A 14,941-nucleotide genomic window follows, 5' to 3' on the forward strand; every position below is an offset into this window, starting at 1 on the left:
GCCCCGACGGCAGGTGTTCATGGAATTTTCCGATACCGAAACCATCCTCGCGGAACTCGAGGCCGGGCGCATGGTGGTCATCGTCGACGACGAGGACCGCGAGAACGAGGGCGACATCCTGATGCTCGCCTCGCACGTGCGCCCCGAGGACATCAACTTCATGGCCAAGTACGGCCGCGGGCTGATCTGCCTGACGCTTACCCGCGAGCGCTGCCGGCAGCTGGCCCTGCCGCTGATGGTGACCGACACCAACGACGTGCACGGCACCAACTTCACGCTGTCGATCGAGGCCGCCGAGGGCGTGACCACCGGGATCTCGGCGTATGATCGGGCGCACACCATCCGCACCGCGGTGGCGCCCAACGCCCAGCCGGAGGACATCGTCCAGCCGGGGCACGTGTTCCCGCTGATGTCGCAGCCGGGCGGGGTGGTGGTGCGCGCGGGTCACACCGAGGCGGGCTGCGATCTGGCGCGCCTGGCCGGCGCGGAGCCGGCCGCGGTGATCGTGGAGATCCTCAACGAGGACGGGACCATGGCGCGGCGGCCGGACCTCGAGCGCTTCTGCGCCGAGCACGGTCTGAAGATGGGCACCATCGAGGACCTGATCCGCTACCGCATCGAGAACGAGAAGACCGTGCGCCGCGTCTCCGAGCGCGAGTTTCCCACCGAGCACGGGACGTTCCGCCTGCTGGCGTTTCAGGACGAGGTGGATCACGAGATGCACTTCGCGCTGGTGCGCGGCGAACCGCGGCCGGACCGCGACACCCTGGTGCGCGTGCATCTGGAGAACACCCTCCACGACACGCTCGGTTATGCCGGCCCGGATCGCGGCTGGCCGCTGGATGACGCGCTGCGGCGCATCAACGAGGCGGGCGAGGGCGTGGTGGTGGTCCTGCGCAAGCACGAGGGGCCCGAGGCGCTGACCCAGCGGCTGGAGCAGCTGGGTCAGCCGGCGCCCGAGGAGCGCGGCGGCGGTCGCGAAAACTCCGCCGAGTGGCGCATGTACGGCATCGGCGCACAGATCCTCGCCGACTGCGGCGTCGGGCGGATGCGCCTGATGTCGGCGCCGAAACGTTTCCACGGCCTGGGCGGCTTCGGCCTCGAGGTGGTGGACTACGTCCACGACGAGGGCTGACCCGCGTCACCAGCGCGCGCGGTCCCACATCTCCGGGTTGGCCCAGAAGCGGGCGTTCAGCCAGTCGGGCGTGAGCTTGTAGTCGTACAGGCTGGTGCGGTAGACCGCGTGGTCCGGCGTGGCCGCCTCCGCCGCCGGCTCGCGGCGGAACCCCAGGGCGAGGAAGGCGTTCAGGTCCCAGCGGTCGTCGCGGTGGCGGTGCAGGATCAGGGTCTCCTCCGCCCAGCGGTCGCGCAGCCCGCCCAGCAGCTGCTGTCCCGCCGCAAGCTCCATTTCCGCGAGCACGTCCAGCACCAGCACCAGTGATTCGCGCCCGGCGGGCGGCTCGGCCATCAGGGCCTGCGGGGTGGTCACGCGCCGTTCGCCATGCGCCTCGGGAACGGCGTCCGGGTCGCAGGTCAGGATCAGCGGGGTGTCGCGGCCCAGGCGTGCGGGGAGCTGACGGCGCAGGCTGTCGATGTCGATCATGCGGGCTCTCGCAGAAGAGACGTTCGTTATACTCTACGTATCCAATCCAGAGAAAGCCGTAAAGGAAGCCGTGCCATGACCCGGGATCTGCTGACCGAGTTTCTGTCCCAGCATCCGATGTCCGCCTCCCTGACTCCCGCGGAGGTCGACACCCTGATGCAGTATCTGGAAGTTGTCGAGACCCATCACAAGGAGATCATCGCCGACATCGGCGAGGTGGGCGAGGCGCTGTTCTTCGTGGTCAGCGGCACCGCCGCGCTGTACGACGACGACGGCAGCCAGGAGATCGAGGTCGGGCGCATGGAGACCGGCGAACTGGCCGGCGAGATGTCGTTCTTCGACCGCGTGCCGCGCGGGGTGCGCATGCGCGCGCTGACCGACAACACCCGCCTGCTGCGCCTGACGCGCTCGAAGTACGACCGCCTGCGGGTGGAACACCCGTACATCGCGGTGAACGTGCTGGAGTTCGCCATCATCAGTCTCGATCACCTCATCCGCCGGGTGTCGGAGGACGTGGCGACCTACGCCCGCTACCTCTACGCCCCGGGCAAGAAATAACCGGCGGCGCGGTCGCCGATGGCCGCCGGCATCGCCACCGTGGCCGAGCACCTGCTGCTGCCGCCGGGTCTGGCGGTGCTGCTGCTGGTGCCGGGGCTGCTGCTGTTACGAGGGCAGCGCCGCGGGGGCGGCTGGCTGGTGACCCTCGGGCTGGCCGCACTGGTCCTGCCCGCGCTGAACGTCGTCGCTGCCCCGCTGGCGCAGACCCTGGAGCGGGATCTGCGCGAACGGCCACTGGCCACCGGTCGGGCGGACGCGATCGTGGTGCTGGGGGGCGGCCGGGCCAGCGGCCGTCACCACGTTACCGGCGGTGACGATGTCTCGGCGTTGACCTTCGAACGCCTGCGTTTCGCCGCCCATCTGCACCGCCGGACCGGTCTCCCGTTGCTGCTGTCCGGCGGCAGTCCCGGCGCCGAGGGTCGGCCGGCCGAGGCGGAACTGATGGCGGATGCGCTGCGCCGCGAGTTCCGCGTGGATCCGCGCTGGCTGGAAGGTGCCAGCCGCAATACCCACGAAAATGCCTTCTTCACCGCGCAGCATCTGCAGGGCACCGGGGTGGAGCGGGTGCTGGTGGTCACTCATGCGATGCACATGCCGCGGGCCCTCGAGCGCTTCGAGGCGGCCGGGCTGGCGGCGGACCCGGCACCCACCGGCTTTCGAGGCCCTGACGGCGAGTGGCGCCTGCGCGACTTCGTGCCCACGGTCGATGCGCTGGAGACCTCGCGGTTCGCGCTGCGCGAGTGGCTGGCACGGGCGGCGCGGCCGTTGCGGGATCGCCTGCCGGGCGACCGGCCCGGGGCATGATGGGCGCCATCCGGGCGTTGACTGCCTGGATGGCGCGCGCGGGGGTGGCGCTCGTGCCGGTGATACCGACGGCGGCCGGTGCCGAGCCGGAGGATGCCGGGGGGGTGACGGTCGACCTGCGGATCGAACGGGCGCTGCACGCGGCGCTGGATGCCGAAGGCCTTTCCGCACGCGCACACCTGCGCGGGGGGCGGCTGGCGATGACCGTCGGGGCCGAACGCCTGCATCTGCCCGAGCCGGTGGGCACGCTCGCCGGAGTACGCCTGGATTGCCCCTCCCTGGTGCCGACCACCGCCGGCTGGCGTTGCCGCGAGGCGCGGCTGTCCGCCGATGGCGGGGACCTGGCCCTGCAGGAACACCCGCTGCGCCTGGACTGGCACACCGGTCGTAACCGCCTGCGCGTCGCCGGAGACTGGCCCGGCTGGTTCGGGGCGAGTGGCGAATTCGTGCTGCGGGTGGCCGGTGGCGATGACTGGCGGGCCGAACTGGCCCTGTCCGGGGTGGATCTGGTCGCGCTGGCGGAGTCGCCGCGACTGGCGCCCTGGCTGCCCGAAGATCCGCCGGTGACCCTGCAGTCGGGGCGTGCGGACCTGGCGCTGCAGGGGGCGGCGGAAGGCGGGCATCGGGTCGATCTGCAGCTGCGGGACGTGGGCTTCTCCGATGCGGTGGGACTGCGCGCGGGCGAGGGCATCGGCGGCCGGCTCGAGGTGCGCGAGATGGCGGGGGACTGGAGCCTGGACGCGACCCTGGAGGAGGGCGCGGTGTTCGTGGATCCGTGGTTCGTGGACGCGGAGGAGACCGGGCGCCTGAATCTGCGCGTGGATGGCCTGCGTCCGGCGGATGGCGGGTTCGCGGCCGGGGTGGAGGTGGCGGAACTGTCCGGCTCGCTCGGCGAGATACTGGCCTTCAGCGGTCAGGAGATCCGCAGCGGGCCGCCGGAGGCGATCGCTCCTTCGGGGGATTTCCATCTCGAGGCGCGGGACCCGGGAGCGGCGCATGCGGTGCTGCTGGACCCCGCGCTGGCCGGGACCCTGGGGCGTGATCTGACGGTGAGCGGGGATTCGGTGGTGGCGCGGCTGGAGCTGGAGCGCGGCGCCCCGCGTTCGGCGACCCTGCGCTGGAAGGCCCTGAGCGCCGAGGACGGGAGCGGGCGTTTCGGCGTGACGGACAGCGACGGCACGCTGAACTGGCTGGCGGATGCGCCCGGAGTGCCGGGGCAGCTGGGCTGGCAGCGGGCGCATCTGTTCCGCCTGCCGCTGGGCGAGTTCGACGCGCGCGTGCGCGCGCAGCCGGACGGCATCGACCTGCTGGAAGTGACCCGCATCCCGATCCTCGACGGCGCCCTGCGTGCGGATGATTTCGGCTTGCGCCTGACCCCCGACGGACCGGATGTGCGTTTCACCGGCGGGGTGCAGGCGATCTCGCTGGAGCCGTTGACCGAGATCCTCGGCTGGCCACGCTTCTCCGGTCGCCTGGCCGGCATGATCCCGGAGGTGCGCCTGGATCGCGGCGATCTGGCGGTCGACGGGCGGCTGCTGGTGCAGGTGTTCGACGGCGACGTGGTGCTGCGCGACGTGCGCATCCGCGACCTGTTCGGGCGAACCCCGGAGCTGGGCCTGTCGGCGCGCATGGACCGCCTGGACCTGGCCCTGGCCACGCGCGCCTTCGACGTGGGCCGGGTGGAGGGCCGGCTGTCGGGCCACCTGGAGGACCTGCACATGATCGACTGGCGTCCGGTGCGCATGGATCTGGCCCTGCAGACGCCCGAAGACGATCCGGGGCGGCGGCGCATTTCACAGCGCGCGGTGCAGAACATTACCGAGCTGGGCGGGCCGGTGCAGGCGGCGGCTTCGTCGGTGTTTCTGCGTTTCTTCGAAAACTTCTCCTACCGCCGACTGGGCTTTCGCTGCCAGCTGCGCGGCGGGGTCTGTGAACTCGACGGGGTGGGAGACCGCCCGGACGGCGGGTTCGCCCTGGTCCAGGGGGGCGGGCTCCCGCGGATCGATGTCATCGGCTACAACCGTCGGGTCGACTGGGACGAGCTGCTGCGCGGGCTGTCGCGGGTGACCGCCGGGGAGTCCCCGGAGGTTCGCTGAGCACGCGCACGGGGGCGTTCATGTCCTCGTCAGCCACCGGCTGATGTAATGTAGGATGATGACTGTCCTGCCGTGCCTGCCAAGGAGCTGCCCATGAAAGCCTGGTTCGGGGTTCCCGCACTTGCCCTGCTGTCCGCGCTGGTCGCGGGCTGCGTGACCATCAACATCTACTTCCCCGCGGCCGCGGCGGAGGATGCCGCGCGCGCGATCGTGCGCGATGCCCTGCAGCTGCACGACATCGAGGAGCTGCGCGAGCCCGAGTCCGCGCCGGAAATGGACGGCGGTTCTTCGGATGCCGGTTCGCCGGATGCCCGCGATGCGGCCGGCGAGCGCTCGACCCCGCTGCTCGCGCGCCTGCTGGAAACGCTGGTGGCGCCGGCCGCGGCCAGCAACCCGGATCTGCAGATCGAGACGCCGGCGATCAATCGCATCCGCGCGTCCATGCGTGACCGTGCGCCGCAGCTGGCGCCGCATTTCCGCAGCGGGGCCATCGGCTTCGGCGCTGATGGCGACGTGGCCATCCGGGATCTCTCCGAGGTGCCGCTGCGCGAGCGCAGCGAGGTGCAGCGCCTGGTCAGCGAGGAGAATGCCGACCGGGCCTCGCTGTATCGCGAGATTGCCCGCGCCAACGATCGACCCGACTGGGAGGACCGCATCCGCGAGACCTTCGCCCGGGTGTGGGTGGACGAGGCGCCGGCGGGGTACTGGTACCGCTCCGACGGTCAGTGGCGGCAGAAATGACCGGTCCGGACCGCACACGGAGGGTCGGGCTTGGGGGGTGACGCCAGTCTGGGCGCGCGCCTGGAGGCCGGACGGCACCGGGTCGAACGCCTGGTGCTGGAGAGCGACCTGTCCGCCATGCCGCGCTGGAAAGCGCTCGGGCTGGGTATCCTGCGCGGGCTGCACGGACTGGTCCGCGAGGCGGCGGAGGGCCAGCTGACCCTGCGCGCGATGAGTCTGGTGTATACCACCCTGCTGTCGATCGTGCCGCTGCTGGCGCTGTCGTTTTCCGTGCTCAAGGGCTTCGGCGCGCACAACGCGGTGGAGCCGGTACTGCTGGAATTCCTCGAACCGCTGGGCGCGCAGGGCGAGGAGATCGCCGACAACGTGGTCACCTTCGTGGACAACATCCGCGTGGGTGCGCTGGGAGCGGTGGGCCTGATCTTCCTCGTGTATACCGTAGTGGCGCTGGTGCAGAAGATCGAGGCCGCGTTCAACACCATCTGGCGGGTGGAGACCCAGCGCAGCCTGGCCCAGCGCTTCACCAGCTATCTGTCGGTGATCATGATCGGGCCGCTGCTGGTGTTCGCCGCGCTGGGGATCACCGCCACCGTGATGTCCTCCGAGGCGATGCAGACGGTGGCGGGCGTCGAGCCGTTCGGGCGCCTGATCACCGAGTTCTCGCGCCTGGTGCCCTACCTGCTGATTATCGCGGCGTTCGCCTTCATCTACATGTTCGTGCCGAATACGCGAGTGCGTCTGGGGCCGGCGCTGGCGGGGGCGGTGGTCGCGGGCGTGCTGTGGCAGAGCATGGGCTGGGTGTTCGCCAACATGGTGGCGGAGTCCACCCGTTACGACGCGATCTATTCCGGCTTCGCGATCATGATCCTGCTGCTGATCTGGGTCTATCTGGCCTGGCTGATCCTGCTGATCGGCTCCAACGTGGCGTTCTACGTGCAGCATCCGGAATACATGAACGTGCGGGGCCGCCGTCCGCGGCTGTCGGCGGCGGCGCACGAGCGTCTGGGGCTCAACCTGATGCAGGTGGTGGCGCGCCATTTCATGGAAGGGCGCACGCCGCCCACGGTGGACCAGGTGGCCGCGGAGCTCTACGTGCCCGGCAATGCGCTGGGCGGTGCAGCCCGGGCGCTGGAGGCCGCGGGACTGCTGAGACGCACCGAAGACCTCGGTCTGGTGCCCGGGCGCGATCTCGGCCATCTGCCGGTCGCGGAGGTCCTGCAGGCCCTGCGCGAGGATCAGGAAGATCCGACGCTGCGGACCCTGCACGGCGATGCGGCGGTGGAGTCGGCGCTGGAAGAGCTGGACGTGGCGCGTCGCGATCATCTGGGGGCGCGCACCATGCGCGATCTGCTGGAGCGGGCGGGCGCGCAGCAGCCGGCGAGGCCGGCGCAGGAAGACGCTGATGCCGGGCCGGGCCCGAGTCCGGATCCGCGTGCCGGGGAGCCGCGTCCCGGCTCGGGTGTGTCCCCGTCAGCGGGGCCCTGATGCGGTGTCCTCCGGGGGGTCCTCGGGGGCGCGACCGGGTGCGGGCGGCGAGTCCGGAGAGCCGGCGGGGTCAGGCGTTCGAGCCGGCTTCCGCGTCCAGGCGTTGCTGGGCCCGGTGCATCAGCTGGCCGGAAACGCGCTCCACCAGCGAACTCGCCGCCCTGCGTACCGCCGCTTCCACCAGCGGATTACCGAGACGGTATTCCAGCTCGAACTCGACCCGGGTCAGCCCTTCGCCGGCCGGCTGCAGGCGGTAACTGCCGCGATTGTGGATGCCGCGGATCGAGCGCCAGGCGAAATGCTCCGGCTCCACGGCGCTGCAGACCTCGACATCGAAATCCATGGTGATCCCTGCCGCCACGATGGTCCAGCGGTACTGCTCGCCGCCCAAGGGCTCGATGGTGCGCACGTGGTCGCACAGGTCGACGAAGTTGGGGACATGGCTGAGCAGGGCAAAGACCCGCTCGGGTTCGGCCTGCAGGGAGGTTTCGTGCGTGATACGGCGCATGCTCGCGACTCGCTGGCTGGAGCGGAAGAACTGATGGTAAGAGCCCCCGGAACGCTTCCGGGTTCCCCGCAACCTGTTCACGGCCCGGTTCCGGGCTGCTTGTGGGCCCGTAACGCTCGTTCTAACATGACGCGCGATCGCGCTGAAACCACCGATGCGAGCCCTGAATGAGCTTTGCCCGAGATCACCGTCCGGCCCCCGATGCCGGTTTCATGGAGCGCTACGAGGCCGGGGCGCTGGGTATCCTGCACTGGGAACAGCTGGACGCCCTGTGGGCCACATTGCGCGCCGGCGCCCGCGACGGCGAGTGGTACGTCTACGCGGTGGGGGAGGCGGTGCCGCAGGCGCCGGTCAGTGCGGCCGAGCTGGACCGTTTCCTCACCGAGGTGGACGCCCTGCTGCGCGCCGACCACGACGAAAGCTACTGCGGCATCGTCTACGTGGACGACCGCGAGAATCCTCGCTTCGTGAAGATCTTCGACCCCAACAACCTCGGATCCTCCTGCGGATCGTCGGGCCTGCGGGTACTGCCGGGCTGGATCCTCTCCACCGTACCGCCGGAAGACCTTCAGGCAGCGATGCCCCCGCCGAACAGCCGCCGCCGCTGGTGGCAGCGGCTGTTTCCCTGAGGTTCTTTCCTCAAGACGCTGCTCTCAGGAGGAAGCGCTGAACACGTCGTCGATGTGGCGGGCGGTCAGGACGCGTTCCGACCAGATCAGCAGGGTGTCGGCATCGGCGGATTCGATCCGCTCCCGGTGTTTTTCCGCGGCGTCTGCACCGAACTTGCGGCCGATCAGGCGCAGGAGGACCGCGGCTTCACCCTGCGTGACGCCTTCCTGAAGTCCCTGCTGTCGCCCCTGTTCCAGCCCTTGCTCCAGGCCCTGCTCCAGGCCCTGCTCCAGGCCCTGCTCCAGGCCCTGCTCCAGGCCCTGCTCAAGGCCCTTCTGCAGTCCTTTTTGCAGCCCCTGTTGCTCGTAGCGGCGCTGCCATTCCTTTACGCGTTCCGCCAGCATGGTTTCCATCTCCCGCAGGTCGTTGTTCGGAGGCGCCAATGTTTCGCCGAAGCGGCCGGGGATGACCACTCGGCCCAGCCAGACGCTGAAGGCCCGTCGCAGGGATCGTTGCTCCGGGTGTTTCAGCCATTGCACCAGACGCCCGACGACCGCCTGCAGATCCTCGGGCTCGCGGCTGTGCTCCAGCCGGAAGACGGCCGCGGCCAGGTTGCGTGCCGGCAGATCGGCGTCCGCGAAGGCCCCCTCGTCGAGCAGAAGATACCGGAAATCCGGGCGGTAGGCCTCCAGTCCTCCGGGGATCGGTGCGATCAGCTCGCGCACTTCGATCGGGGCGCTCCAGCGTCGTTCACCATTATAGAGCACCAGTGGCAGTACCGGCGGCAACCGTCCGTCGGGGGTCAGTTCGCCGGTGCGCACCAGATCCTGGTAGAGCAGGCCGAGATAGGTCAGCAGGCGTACCGCCATGAAGCGGTCCACCGATGACTGGAATTCCAGAAGCAGGTAGACGTAACACCAGCCATCGCCCCATCGCAGGCGCCAGACGATGTCGTCCTCGCGCTCGCGCAGATCGTCGGAGACGTAGTGACCGTTGACCCGCTCCAGCGAATCCAGGTCGACCTTTTCGATCCAGGGTTCGTTGACGAACCCGCGCAGGAGATCGGCCACCAGCTCGGGGTGACTGAACAGGTGCTTGTAGCCGTGATCGTGTTCCATGGTCCCTCCCTGGACCCGTAATTCATGCCCCGATGATGCCCTCCAGACGCTTCAGGCATTCGAGGTACTGCGCCTCGTCCGGTGGCTGGCCGCTGCGCTGGCTCTCCCACAGGGCCTGGCCCAGACACTCCATCATCCGGTGTTCGGCGTCCAGTTCGCCGTAGCGGGCGCACAGGCGGCGGTGCAGGTCGCGGATGCCGGCCGGCCGGTCCGTGGCGGCCTGTTCGCGCAGGCCCATGTGCATGGACATGTGCAGGAACGGATTGGTGGTCCCCGATTCCGGCGGGAACTCGGCCGTCAGGGCCTTCTCGCGGTCGTTCAGGAGCGCGTGGTATTCGGGGTGGTCGCGGATGATGCCGACCAGCACCTGTTCCATGTCGCTCAGGGGTTCCTCGTTGCGGGCCTTCTGCCAGGCATCCAGGAACTGGGTTCGCATGCGGTCGCGGTCGCCGTACATCGCATCAGGCCTCGGTCTTGTCCTTGTATTCACACAGGTCGTGGATCACACACTGCCCGCAATCCGGCCGGCGTGCGCGGCACACGTACCTTCCGTGCAGGATCAGCCAGTGGTGGGCGTCGCGCAGGAACTCCTTCGGGGTGAACTTCAGGAGCTTCTTCTCGACCTCCAGCACGGTCCTGCCGGGGGCCAGTCCGGTGCGGTTGGCCACGCGATAGATGTGCGTGTCCACCGCGATGGTGGGTTCGCCGAAGGCCGTGTTCAGGACCACGTTGGCGGTCTTGCGACCGACCCCGGGCAGGGCCTCCAGCGCCTTGCGGTCGCGCGGCACCTCGCCGCCGTGGAGTTCCACCAGCATGCGGCAGGCCTTCATGATGTTCTCGGCCTTGGCGTTGTACAGGCCGATCGTGCGGATGCATTCCTTCAGGCCGTCAAGTCCCAGGTCGAGGATGGCCTGCGGGGTGTTCGCCACCGGGAACAGCCGCCGGGTCGCCTTGTTCACGCCCACGTCGGTCGCCTGCGCGGACAGGATCACCGCCACCAGCAGCTCGAACGGGGTGTTGTACTCCAGCTCGGTGGTGGGTTCGGGGTTCGCCGCCCGCAGGCGTTCGAAGATCTCGCGGCGCTTGGCGGCATTCATGGGGCGGGGCTTCCGACGGTTCCAGGGGTTGCAAACGAAACCGGCCCCGCGAACGGGGCCGGACGATGCACGCGATGGCGGTGCGACCGCCTCAGACGTGGCGGTACACGCCCACTTCCGGCGCCGGCTCGCGCGGCTTTTCTTCCGCTTCCTTTTCGAGGTCGGCCAGCAGCTTCGAGTGTTTTTCCTCGAGATCGTGCATCGCCTTCTCGTCCATCTTGGGGAAGATGATGTCACGGATAAACGAGCCCAGCTCGGCCAGGCACTCCGCCCAGTACTTGTCGTTCAGATGGAACGAGTGCTCGGCGTGGGTACCCATCGGGTAGCTGTTGAACCGGGTGATCATCGTGACGGACAGGTCGCTGTCCTTCTCGACGAAATCCTTGGCGAAGTCGTACCACCACTTGTAGTACTTCTCCTGCAGCTCCTCACCAAAGCCGTGATTCTCGAAGAATGCGGCGATGGTGCCGCGCGGGGCCTGGCCGTAGCGCGTACCGCGCTTGCCGGCGAACGGGAAATGTCCAGCCATGCCTGCTCTCCTGGGACGATTGGAATTTTTGTAGCGGGGGCAGTGTACCCGCTGGGCGCCGGGAATCAAGGCCGGGGCCGCGTTACACTGCGCCCGAACGAGCCTGCAAGGAGTCCGCACCATGGCCGAACCCGACCCGGTCCGTCCACAGGACGGCGAGACGGAGCCCGAACCCGCCGAATATACCCCGCTGCCGCGCAGCTTCCTGATCGGCTCGCTGATCGCGCTGGCCCTGTTCATCTGGGGTGTGAGCCTGCTGTGGCCGCACATGGAGGACTGGCTGGGCGAGCTTTCGATCCTGCAGATCGGGCTGCTGGCCAGCTTCGTGGCCGGGCTGTTCACCGCGGTCGGGGCCATCCCCATCTTCTTCCTGCGCCGCCTCAAGCAGTCGGTGGAGGACGCGATGATGGGCTTCGGCGCCGGGGTCATGCTCTCGGCGACCGCCTTCGAGCTGGCGCTGCCGGCGGTGGAGCAGGCCGAGGCCCAGCATGGCAGCGTGGCCATGGCCATCGTGGTCCTGGCCGGCGGCATCGGCCTGGGCGGCGCGTTCCTGCTGCTGCTGCACAAGCTCGTGCCCCACGAGCACTTCGTGATCGGCCCGCAGAGCGGGGCCGACCCGGCCAAGATCCGCCGGGTGTGGCTGTTCATCTTCGCCATCGCCCTGCACAACCTGCCCGAGGGCCTCGCCGTGGGCGTGGGCTTCGGCGGCGACGATGTCAGCGACGGCATCGCGCTGGCCGTGGCCATCGGCCTGCAGAACATGCCCGAGGGGCTGGTGGTCGCGATCGCCCTGCTGTCGCTGGGCTACAGCCGCGCCATCGCCTTCGGCGTGACCCTGCTCACCGGCCTGGTGCAGCCGATCGGCGGGCTGATCGGCGCCGGGGCCATCACCCTGATGGAGTTCCTGCTCCCCTGGGGCCTGGCCTTCGCCGCCGGTGCCATGCTGTTCGTCATCAGCCACGAGATCATCCCCGAGTCCCACCGCAAGGGCCACGAGGCCCAGGCCACCGCCGGGGTGCTGGTCGGGTTCGTCACCCTGCTGGCCATCGACCTGGCGTTGTAGGATCGTTCAGAGGAGGGTTCGCCATGCGTCTGAGTCCCGAACAGCAACACGCCATCCACCGGGCCGTGGGCGAGACCTTCGGTCCGGAGACCACGGTGTGGCTGTTCGGCTCCCGGACCGATGACTCGGCCCGGGGCGGCGACATCGACCTGCTGATCGATACCCCGATGCGCGATGTCGATTCCATCGTACAGGCGGAAATCGCCCTGCGCGCACGCCTGGAGGCGGAACTGGGCGAGCAGAAGATCGACCTGCTGGTCGACTACCCGGGCCGACGCCGGCATCCCCCCATCTTTCAGGTCGCCCGCGAGAAGGGCATCCCGTTATGAATTCGACCGCCACCGCCATCCAGCGCCTGCGGGACGCCATCGAGGAATGCCGCAGGCACCGCCACCACATGCGCCACGCCCTGTCTTCGCTGGAGCCCCGCCTGCCGCTGGACGGCGACACGCTGGACGCGATGGACGACGAGGGGGTGCAGGACCTGGATCAGTTCATCCTGCGTTTCGGCAAGTTGCAGGACGCCATGGGCATGCGCCTGTTACCGGCCGTGCTCATGGCACTCCAGGAACCGTTCGAGGACCGTCCGATGCTGGACAAGCTGCATCGACTTGAAAAGCTCGGCTATCTCGACAGCGCCGCGCAGTGGCAGGAGCTGCGCGCCCTGAGGAACGGCTTCGCCCACGATTACCCGGACGAACCCGAGAAGCGCGCGGCCCTGCTGAACCGGGCCATGGAAGGCAGCCGCGAGCTCGAGGCCATCCTCCAGCGCATCGAGCAGCGGCTGGGCGAGGATAACGCGGGCGGGGTCTCGGGATGACCCGACCGGGGCCACCCCGGGCCGGACCTTCCTGATTGATCGCTGCTCGCGCTGGGCCTGTTCATCCGGGGCGTGAGCCTGCTGTCGCTGGGCTACAGCCGTGCCATCGCCTTCGGCGTGACCCTGCTCACCGGCCTGGTGCAGCCCGTCGGCGGGCTGATCGGCGCCGGCGCCATCACCCTGATGGAGTTCCTGCTCCCCTGGGGCCTGGCCTTCGCCGCCGGTGCCATGCTGTTCGTCATCAGCCACGAGATCATCCCCGAGTCCCACCGCAAGGGCCACGAGGCCCAGGCCACCACCGGGGTGCTGGTCGGGTTCGTCACCCTGCTGGCCATCGACCTCGCGCTGTAGGGCATCCGTGTGCCGTTCCGCGTTCAGCGCGGGGCGGTCCTGCATCCCCGAACCCCTCCGTTTGGAGGGGGCGAGGCATGCGGAAAGGCGGCACCATGCCCGGAGTACGGGGTGCTCACCCGTCTTCACGCCTGCGCGCGTGTGGCCTACATTGAGAAGTGGTCGGCAATAACCATGAGGGCTGGCCGCCTTTCACCATGACGTCCGACTCGGAGGAACCTTATGCGCAATCTGAAACGCTCTATCCTGCTGGTTTTAGGCGGTGCTTCCCTAGCTGGGGCGGGCCCGCTCCTCGCGGAGGTTTCTCTTCCCCCGGAAAATGGCATAGATCGGCCCCCCGAGGAGGAGCCCACCGAGCGGACGCCTACGATCTCGGAGAGTCTCAAATCCAGCAGCCGGGCGGTGGGAGCCGCGCTTTCCACGACCACGCTGCATGTCCATGGTGCGCACGGGCGGCCGATGTCCCGCTATGTGGACGAAGGCGAGAGCACCGTGTGGGTGCTGGGGGACTACGGCGTGCGCCGCCATGGCGACCAGGATGGCAACACGGGCATCGCGGGCGTGGGTGCCGGGCACAACTTTGGCCTCATGCAGTTCAACTATTCCCTGGGGCGTACCTGGACCGAGGAGGATCTGGTTCAGGGCGGTGAAGTCGACACCGATACGTTTTTCCTGATGCTCGAAGGCATTGTGCCGGTTCATGAAGAAGCCGGTCTGTTCCTCACCGTCGGGGGCTTCCACCAGTGGGGTGAAGCGGACATCCGCCGCGGCTACCTCAATTCGAGCGGTCAGCGCGATTTCTCCACGGCGTCCCCTTCGATGCACGGCCAGGGCGCCCGGGTGCGCATGGACTGGGTGGATGCCTGGAGCGCTTCCCGCGTCAGTCTGAGCCCCTATGCCGATCTCAGTTACTCGCGGATCCGCATGGAGGGGTACGAGGAAAGCGGGGGTGATCTGCCCGCGCGTTTCAGCAGCCGCAGCGACAGCGTGACCGAACTGCGCGTCGGTTCGGAACTGGCCATGCCGATCGCGGAATCCGGGTTTGATTTCGTGGCCACCGGTAACGTGACGCATCGTTTCGACAGCGATGGCGTGCGCACCCGCGGTCGCATGCTGAACGATCCGTTCACGGTCAACCAGTTCAACATCGACGGCCGGGACTACGACCAGACCTGGGTTCGCGCCGGCGTGGGCGTCGAAGGCGCTGTGGGCCCCGGAGATGTTTCGGTGATGCTGAACGGCACCTCCAGGGGTGAAGAAGAGGCCGGCTGGGTGGCCGCCTCCTGATATGGATTGACCTGTCAACGGTTGGCTGTAGCGTTCGATCGAGACCTCCTGTTTTCCATGCCTTCGAGGCAGGGCACGAGAAGCGGATTGCGACGGTGGATCACTCTGATATACGCGGGTTGGTTACCGACCGGACTTCACTTCGTCGCGGAGCTGCCCTTCTCTACGGGCGAGGGTCAGCCCTTCCGGGGAAGGGGTGCCTCATAGGAGCGCCAGGGGTTCTCCTCACCGGCCTCTCATGCCCTGTCCCGAAGACACGGATGCGGGGTTCA

Annotated in this window: 17 protein-coding genes and 1 pseudogene; 12 read left to right on the forward strand and 6 right to left on the reverse strand. The window is 68.7% G+C overall.

Features of this window, described 5'->3' with window-relative positions:
• The first annotated feature begins 19 nt into the window (after positions 1 to 19).
• Positions 20 to 1,135, forward strand: coding sequence for a bifunctional 3,4-dihydroxy-2-butanone-4-phosphate synthase/GTP cyclohydrolase II (gene ribBA / locus F788_RS0104360; RefSeq protein ID WP_026332701.1), 1,116 nt, complete (start codon positions 20 to 22; stop codon positions 1,133 to 1,135).
• A 6-nt stretch (positions 1,136 to 1,141) separates the two neighbouring features.
• Here the strand turns inward: ribBA and F788_RS0104365 are convergent, their stop codons facing one another.
• Positions 1,142 to 1,603, reverse strand: coding sequence for a DUF6231 family protein (locus F788_RS0104365; RefSeq protein WP_019589362.1), 462 nt, complete (start codon positions 1,601 to 1,603; stop codon positions 1,142 to 1,144).
• 75 nt (positions 1,604 to 1,678) lie between these two features.
• Between F788_RS0104365 and F788_RS0104370 the strand changes: the two genes are divergently transcribed.
• From F788_RS0104370 to F788_RS0104390, 5 genes are all read left to right on the forward strand, one after another.
• Entirely contained in the window at positions 1,679 to 2,161 is a 483-nt protein-coding gene (locus F788_RS0104370; protein ID WP_019021151.1) for a Crp/Fnr family transcriptional regulator, read from the forward strand.
• An 18-nt stretch (positions 2,162 to 2,179) separates the two neighbouring features.
• Complete coding sequence (locus F788_RS0104375; RefSeq protein ID WP_019589363.1) at positions 2,180 to 2,965, forward strand: YdcF family protein; 786 nt, start codon at positions 2,180 to 2,182, stop codon at positions 2,963 to 2,965.
• Entirely contained in the window at positions 2,965 to 5,061 is a 2,097-nt protein-coding gene (locus F788_RS0104380) for a hypothetical protein (RefSeq protein ID WP_019589364.1), read from the forward strand. Before F788_RS0104375 ends, F788_RS0104380 begins: the two co-directional genes overlap by 1 nt.
• A gap of 93 nt (positions 5,062 to 5,154) precedes the next feature.
• A complete protein-coding gene (locus F788_RS0104385) occupies positions 5,155 to 5,802 on the forward strand; it encodes a YdbL family protein (protein WP_018869897.1) in 648 nt (215 codons plus the stop codon).
• 30 nt (positions 5,803 to 5,832) lie between these two features.
• The gene (locus tag F788_RS0104390) at positions 5,833 to 7,287 is read left to right on the forward strand and encodes a YihY/virulence factor BrkB family protein (RefSeq protein ID WP_019589365.1); all 1,455 of its coding nucleotides are present in this window, start codon (positions 5,833 to 5,835) and stop codon (positions 7,285 to 7,287) included.
• Between the two features lie 70 nt (positions 7,288 to 7,357).
• On the opposite strand, the gene F788_RS0104395 is transcribed toward F788_RS0104390, so the two are convergent.
• Positions 7,358 to 7,795, reverse strand: a complete 438-nt coding sequence (locus F788_RS0104395) for an SRPBCC family protein (protein WP_019569042.1) — start codon at positions 7,793 to 7,795, stop codon at positions 7,358 to 7,360.
• Between the two features lie 167 nt (positions 7,796 to 7,962).
• Between F788_RS0104395 and F788_RS0104400 the strand changes: the two genes are divergently transcribed.
• Positions 7,963 to 8,424: a hypothetical protein gene (locus F788_RS0104400; RefSeq protein WP_019589366.1), complete on the forward strand. Its 462-nt coding sequence runs from the start codon at positions 7,963 to 7,965 to the stop codon at positions 8,422 to 8,424.
• A gap of 24 nt (positions 8,425 to 8,448) precedes the next feature.
• On the opposite strand, the gene F788_RS0104405 is transcribed toward F788_RS0104400, so the two are convergent.
• From F788_RS0104405 to F788_RS0104420, 4 genes are all read right to left on the reverse strand, one after another.
• Positions 8,449 to 9,522, reverse strand: coding sequence for an Rpn family recombination-promoting nuclease/putative transposase (locus tag F788_RS0104405; RefSeq protein WP_019589367.1), 1,074 nt, complete (start codon positions 9,520 to 9,522; stop codon positions 8,449 to 8,451).
• 22 nt (positions 9,523 to 9,544) lie between these two features.
• Complete coding sequence (locus tag F788_RS0104410) at positions 9,545 to 9,979, reverse strand: DUF1841 family protein (RefSeq protein WP_018871454.1); 435 nt, start codon at positions 9,977 to 9,979, stop codon at positions 9,545 to 9,547.
• Positions 9,980 to 9,983: 4 nt separating this feature from the next.
• Positions 9,984 to 10,619 carry an endonuclease III gene (gene nth / locus F788_RS0104415; protein ID WP_019589368.1) on the reverse strand — a complete coding sequence of 212 codons (636 nt, stop codon included), beginning with the start codon at positions 10,617 to 10,619 and terminating at the stop codon, positions 9,984 to 9,986.
• A 91-nt stretch (positions 10,620 to 10,710) separates the two neighbouring features.
• Positions 10,711 to 11,148 (reverse strand): hypothetical protein, encoded by a 438-nt coding sequence (locus tag F788_RS0104420; protein ID WP_018871456.1) that lies wholly within the window; start codon positions 11,146 to 11,148, stop codon positions 10,711 to 10,713.
• Between the two features lie 121 nt (positions 11,149 to 11,269).
• On the opposite strand from F788_RS0104420, the gene F788_RS0104425 reads away from it, so the two are divergent.
• The 5 genes and pseudogenes from F788_RS0104425 (at position 11,270) to F788_RS0104445 (ending at position 14,669) form a co-directional block, all read left to right on the forward strand.
• Positions 11,270 to 12,211, forward strand: coding sequence for a ZIP family metal transporter (locus F788_RS0104425; RefSeq protein WP_019589369.1), 942 nt, complete (start codon positions 11,270 to 11,272; stop codon positions 12,209 to 12,211).
• Between the two features lie 23 nt (positions 12,212 to 12,234).
• The gene (locus tag F788_RS0104430) at positions 12,235 to 12,540 is read left to right on the forward strand and encodes a nucleotidyltransferase domain-containing protein (protein WP_020700651.1); all 306 of its coding nucleotides are present in this window, start codon (positions 12,235 to 12,237) and stop codon (positions 12,538 to 12,540) included.
• A complete protein-coding gene (locus F788_RS0104435; RefSeq protein WP_019589370.1) occupies positions 12,537 to 13,031 on the forward strand; it encodes a hypothetical protein in 495 nt (164 codons plus the stop codon). Before F788_RS0104430 ends, F788_RS0104435 begins: the two co-directional genes overlap by 4 nt.
• A 75-nt stretch (positions 13,032 to 13,106) precedes the next feature.
• Positions 13,107 to 13,382 (forward strand): annotated as a pseudogene (locus F788_RS0104440) (ZIP family metal transporter); the annotation flags it as partial.
• Between the two features lie 459 nt (positions 13,383 to 13,841).
• Positions 13,842 to 14,669 (forward strand): autotransporter outer membrane beta-barrel domain-containing protein, encoded by an 828-nt coding sequence (locus F788_RS0104445; RefSeq protein WP_019589372.1) that lies wholly within the window; start codon positions 13,842 to 13,844, stop codon positions 14,667 to 14,669.
• The last annotated feature ends 272 nt before the right edge of the window (positions 14,670 to 14,941 follow it).

The sequence above is a fragment of the Thioalkalivibrio sp. ALE10 genome, assembly GCF_000381385.1.
Classification (GTDB): Bacteria; Pseudomonadota; Gammaproteobacteria; order Ectothiorhodospirales; family Ectothiorhodospiraceae; genus Thioalkalivibrio.

Bases quoted from the DNA above. Each gene is read 5' to 3' on its own strand.
- F788_RS0104430 (WP_020700651.1), top strand. From the start codon at position 12,235: ATGCGTCTGAGTCCCGAACAGCAACACGCCATCCACCGGGCCGTGGGC.
- nth (WP_019589368.1), bottom strand. From the start codon at position 10,619: ATGAATGCCGCCAAGCGCCGCGAGATCTTCGAACGCCTGCGGGCGGCG.
- ribBA (WP_026332701.1), top strand. From the start codon at position 20: ATGGAATTTTCCGATACCGAAACCATCCTCGCGGAACTCGAGGCCGGG.
- F788_RS0104375 (WP_019589363.1), top strand. From the start codon at position 2,180: ATGGCCGCCGGCATCGCCACCGTGGCCGAGCACCTGCTGCTGCCGCCG.
- F788_RS0104385 (WP_018869897.1), top strand. From the start codon at position 5,155: ATGAAAGCCTGGTTCGGGGTTCCCGCACTTGCCCTGCTGTCCGCGCTG.
- F788_RS0104435 (WP_019589370.1), top strand. From the start codon at position 12,537: ATGAATTCGACCGCCACCGCCATCCAGCGCCTGCGGGACGCCATCGAG.
- F788_RS0104410 (WP_018871454.1), bottom strand. From the start codon at position 9,979: ATGTACGGCGACCGCGACCGCATGCGAACCCAGTTCCTGGATGCCTGG.
- F788_RS0104370 (WP_019021151.1), top strand. From the start codon at position 1,679: ATGACCCGGGATCTGCTGACCGAGTTTCTGTCCCAGCATCCGATGTCC.
- F788_RS0104445 (WP_019589372.1), top strand. From the start codon at position 13,842: ATGTCCCGCTATGTGGACGAAGGCGAGAGCACCGTGTGGGTGCTGGGG.
- F788_RS0104425 (WP_019589369.1), top strand. From the start codon at position 11,270: ATGGCCGAACCCGACCCGGTCCGTCCACAGGACGGCGAGACGGAGCCC.
- F788_RS0104395 (WP_019569042.1), bottom strand. From the start codon at position 7,795: ATGCGCCGTATCACGCACGAAACCTCCCTGCAGGCCGAACCCGAGCGG.
- F788_RS0104400 (WP_019589366.1), top strand. From the start codon at position 7,963: ATGAGCTTTGCCCGAGATCACCGTCCGGCCCCCGATGCCGGTTTCATG.
- F788_RS0104365 (WP_019589362.1), bottom strand. From the start codon at position 1,603: ATGATCGACATCGACAGCCTGCGCCGTCAGCTCCCCGCACGCCTGGGC.
- F788_RS0104405 (WP_019589367.1), bottom strand. From the start codon at position 9,522: ATGGAACACGATCACGGCTACAAGCACCTGTTCAGTCACCCCGAGCTG.
- F788_RS0104420 (WP_018871456.1), bottom strand. From the start codon at position 11,148: ATGGCTGGACATTTCCCGTTCGCCGGCAAGCGCGGTACGCGCTACGGC.
- F788_RS0104380 (WP_019589364.1), top strand. From the start codon at position 2,965: ATGGGCGCCATCCGGGCGTTGACTGCCTGGATGGCGCGCGCGGGGGTG.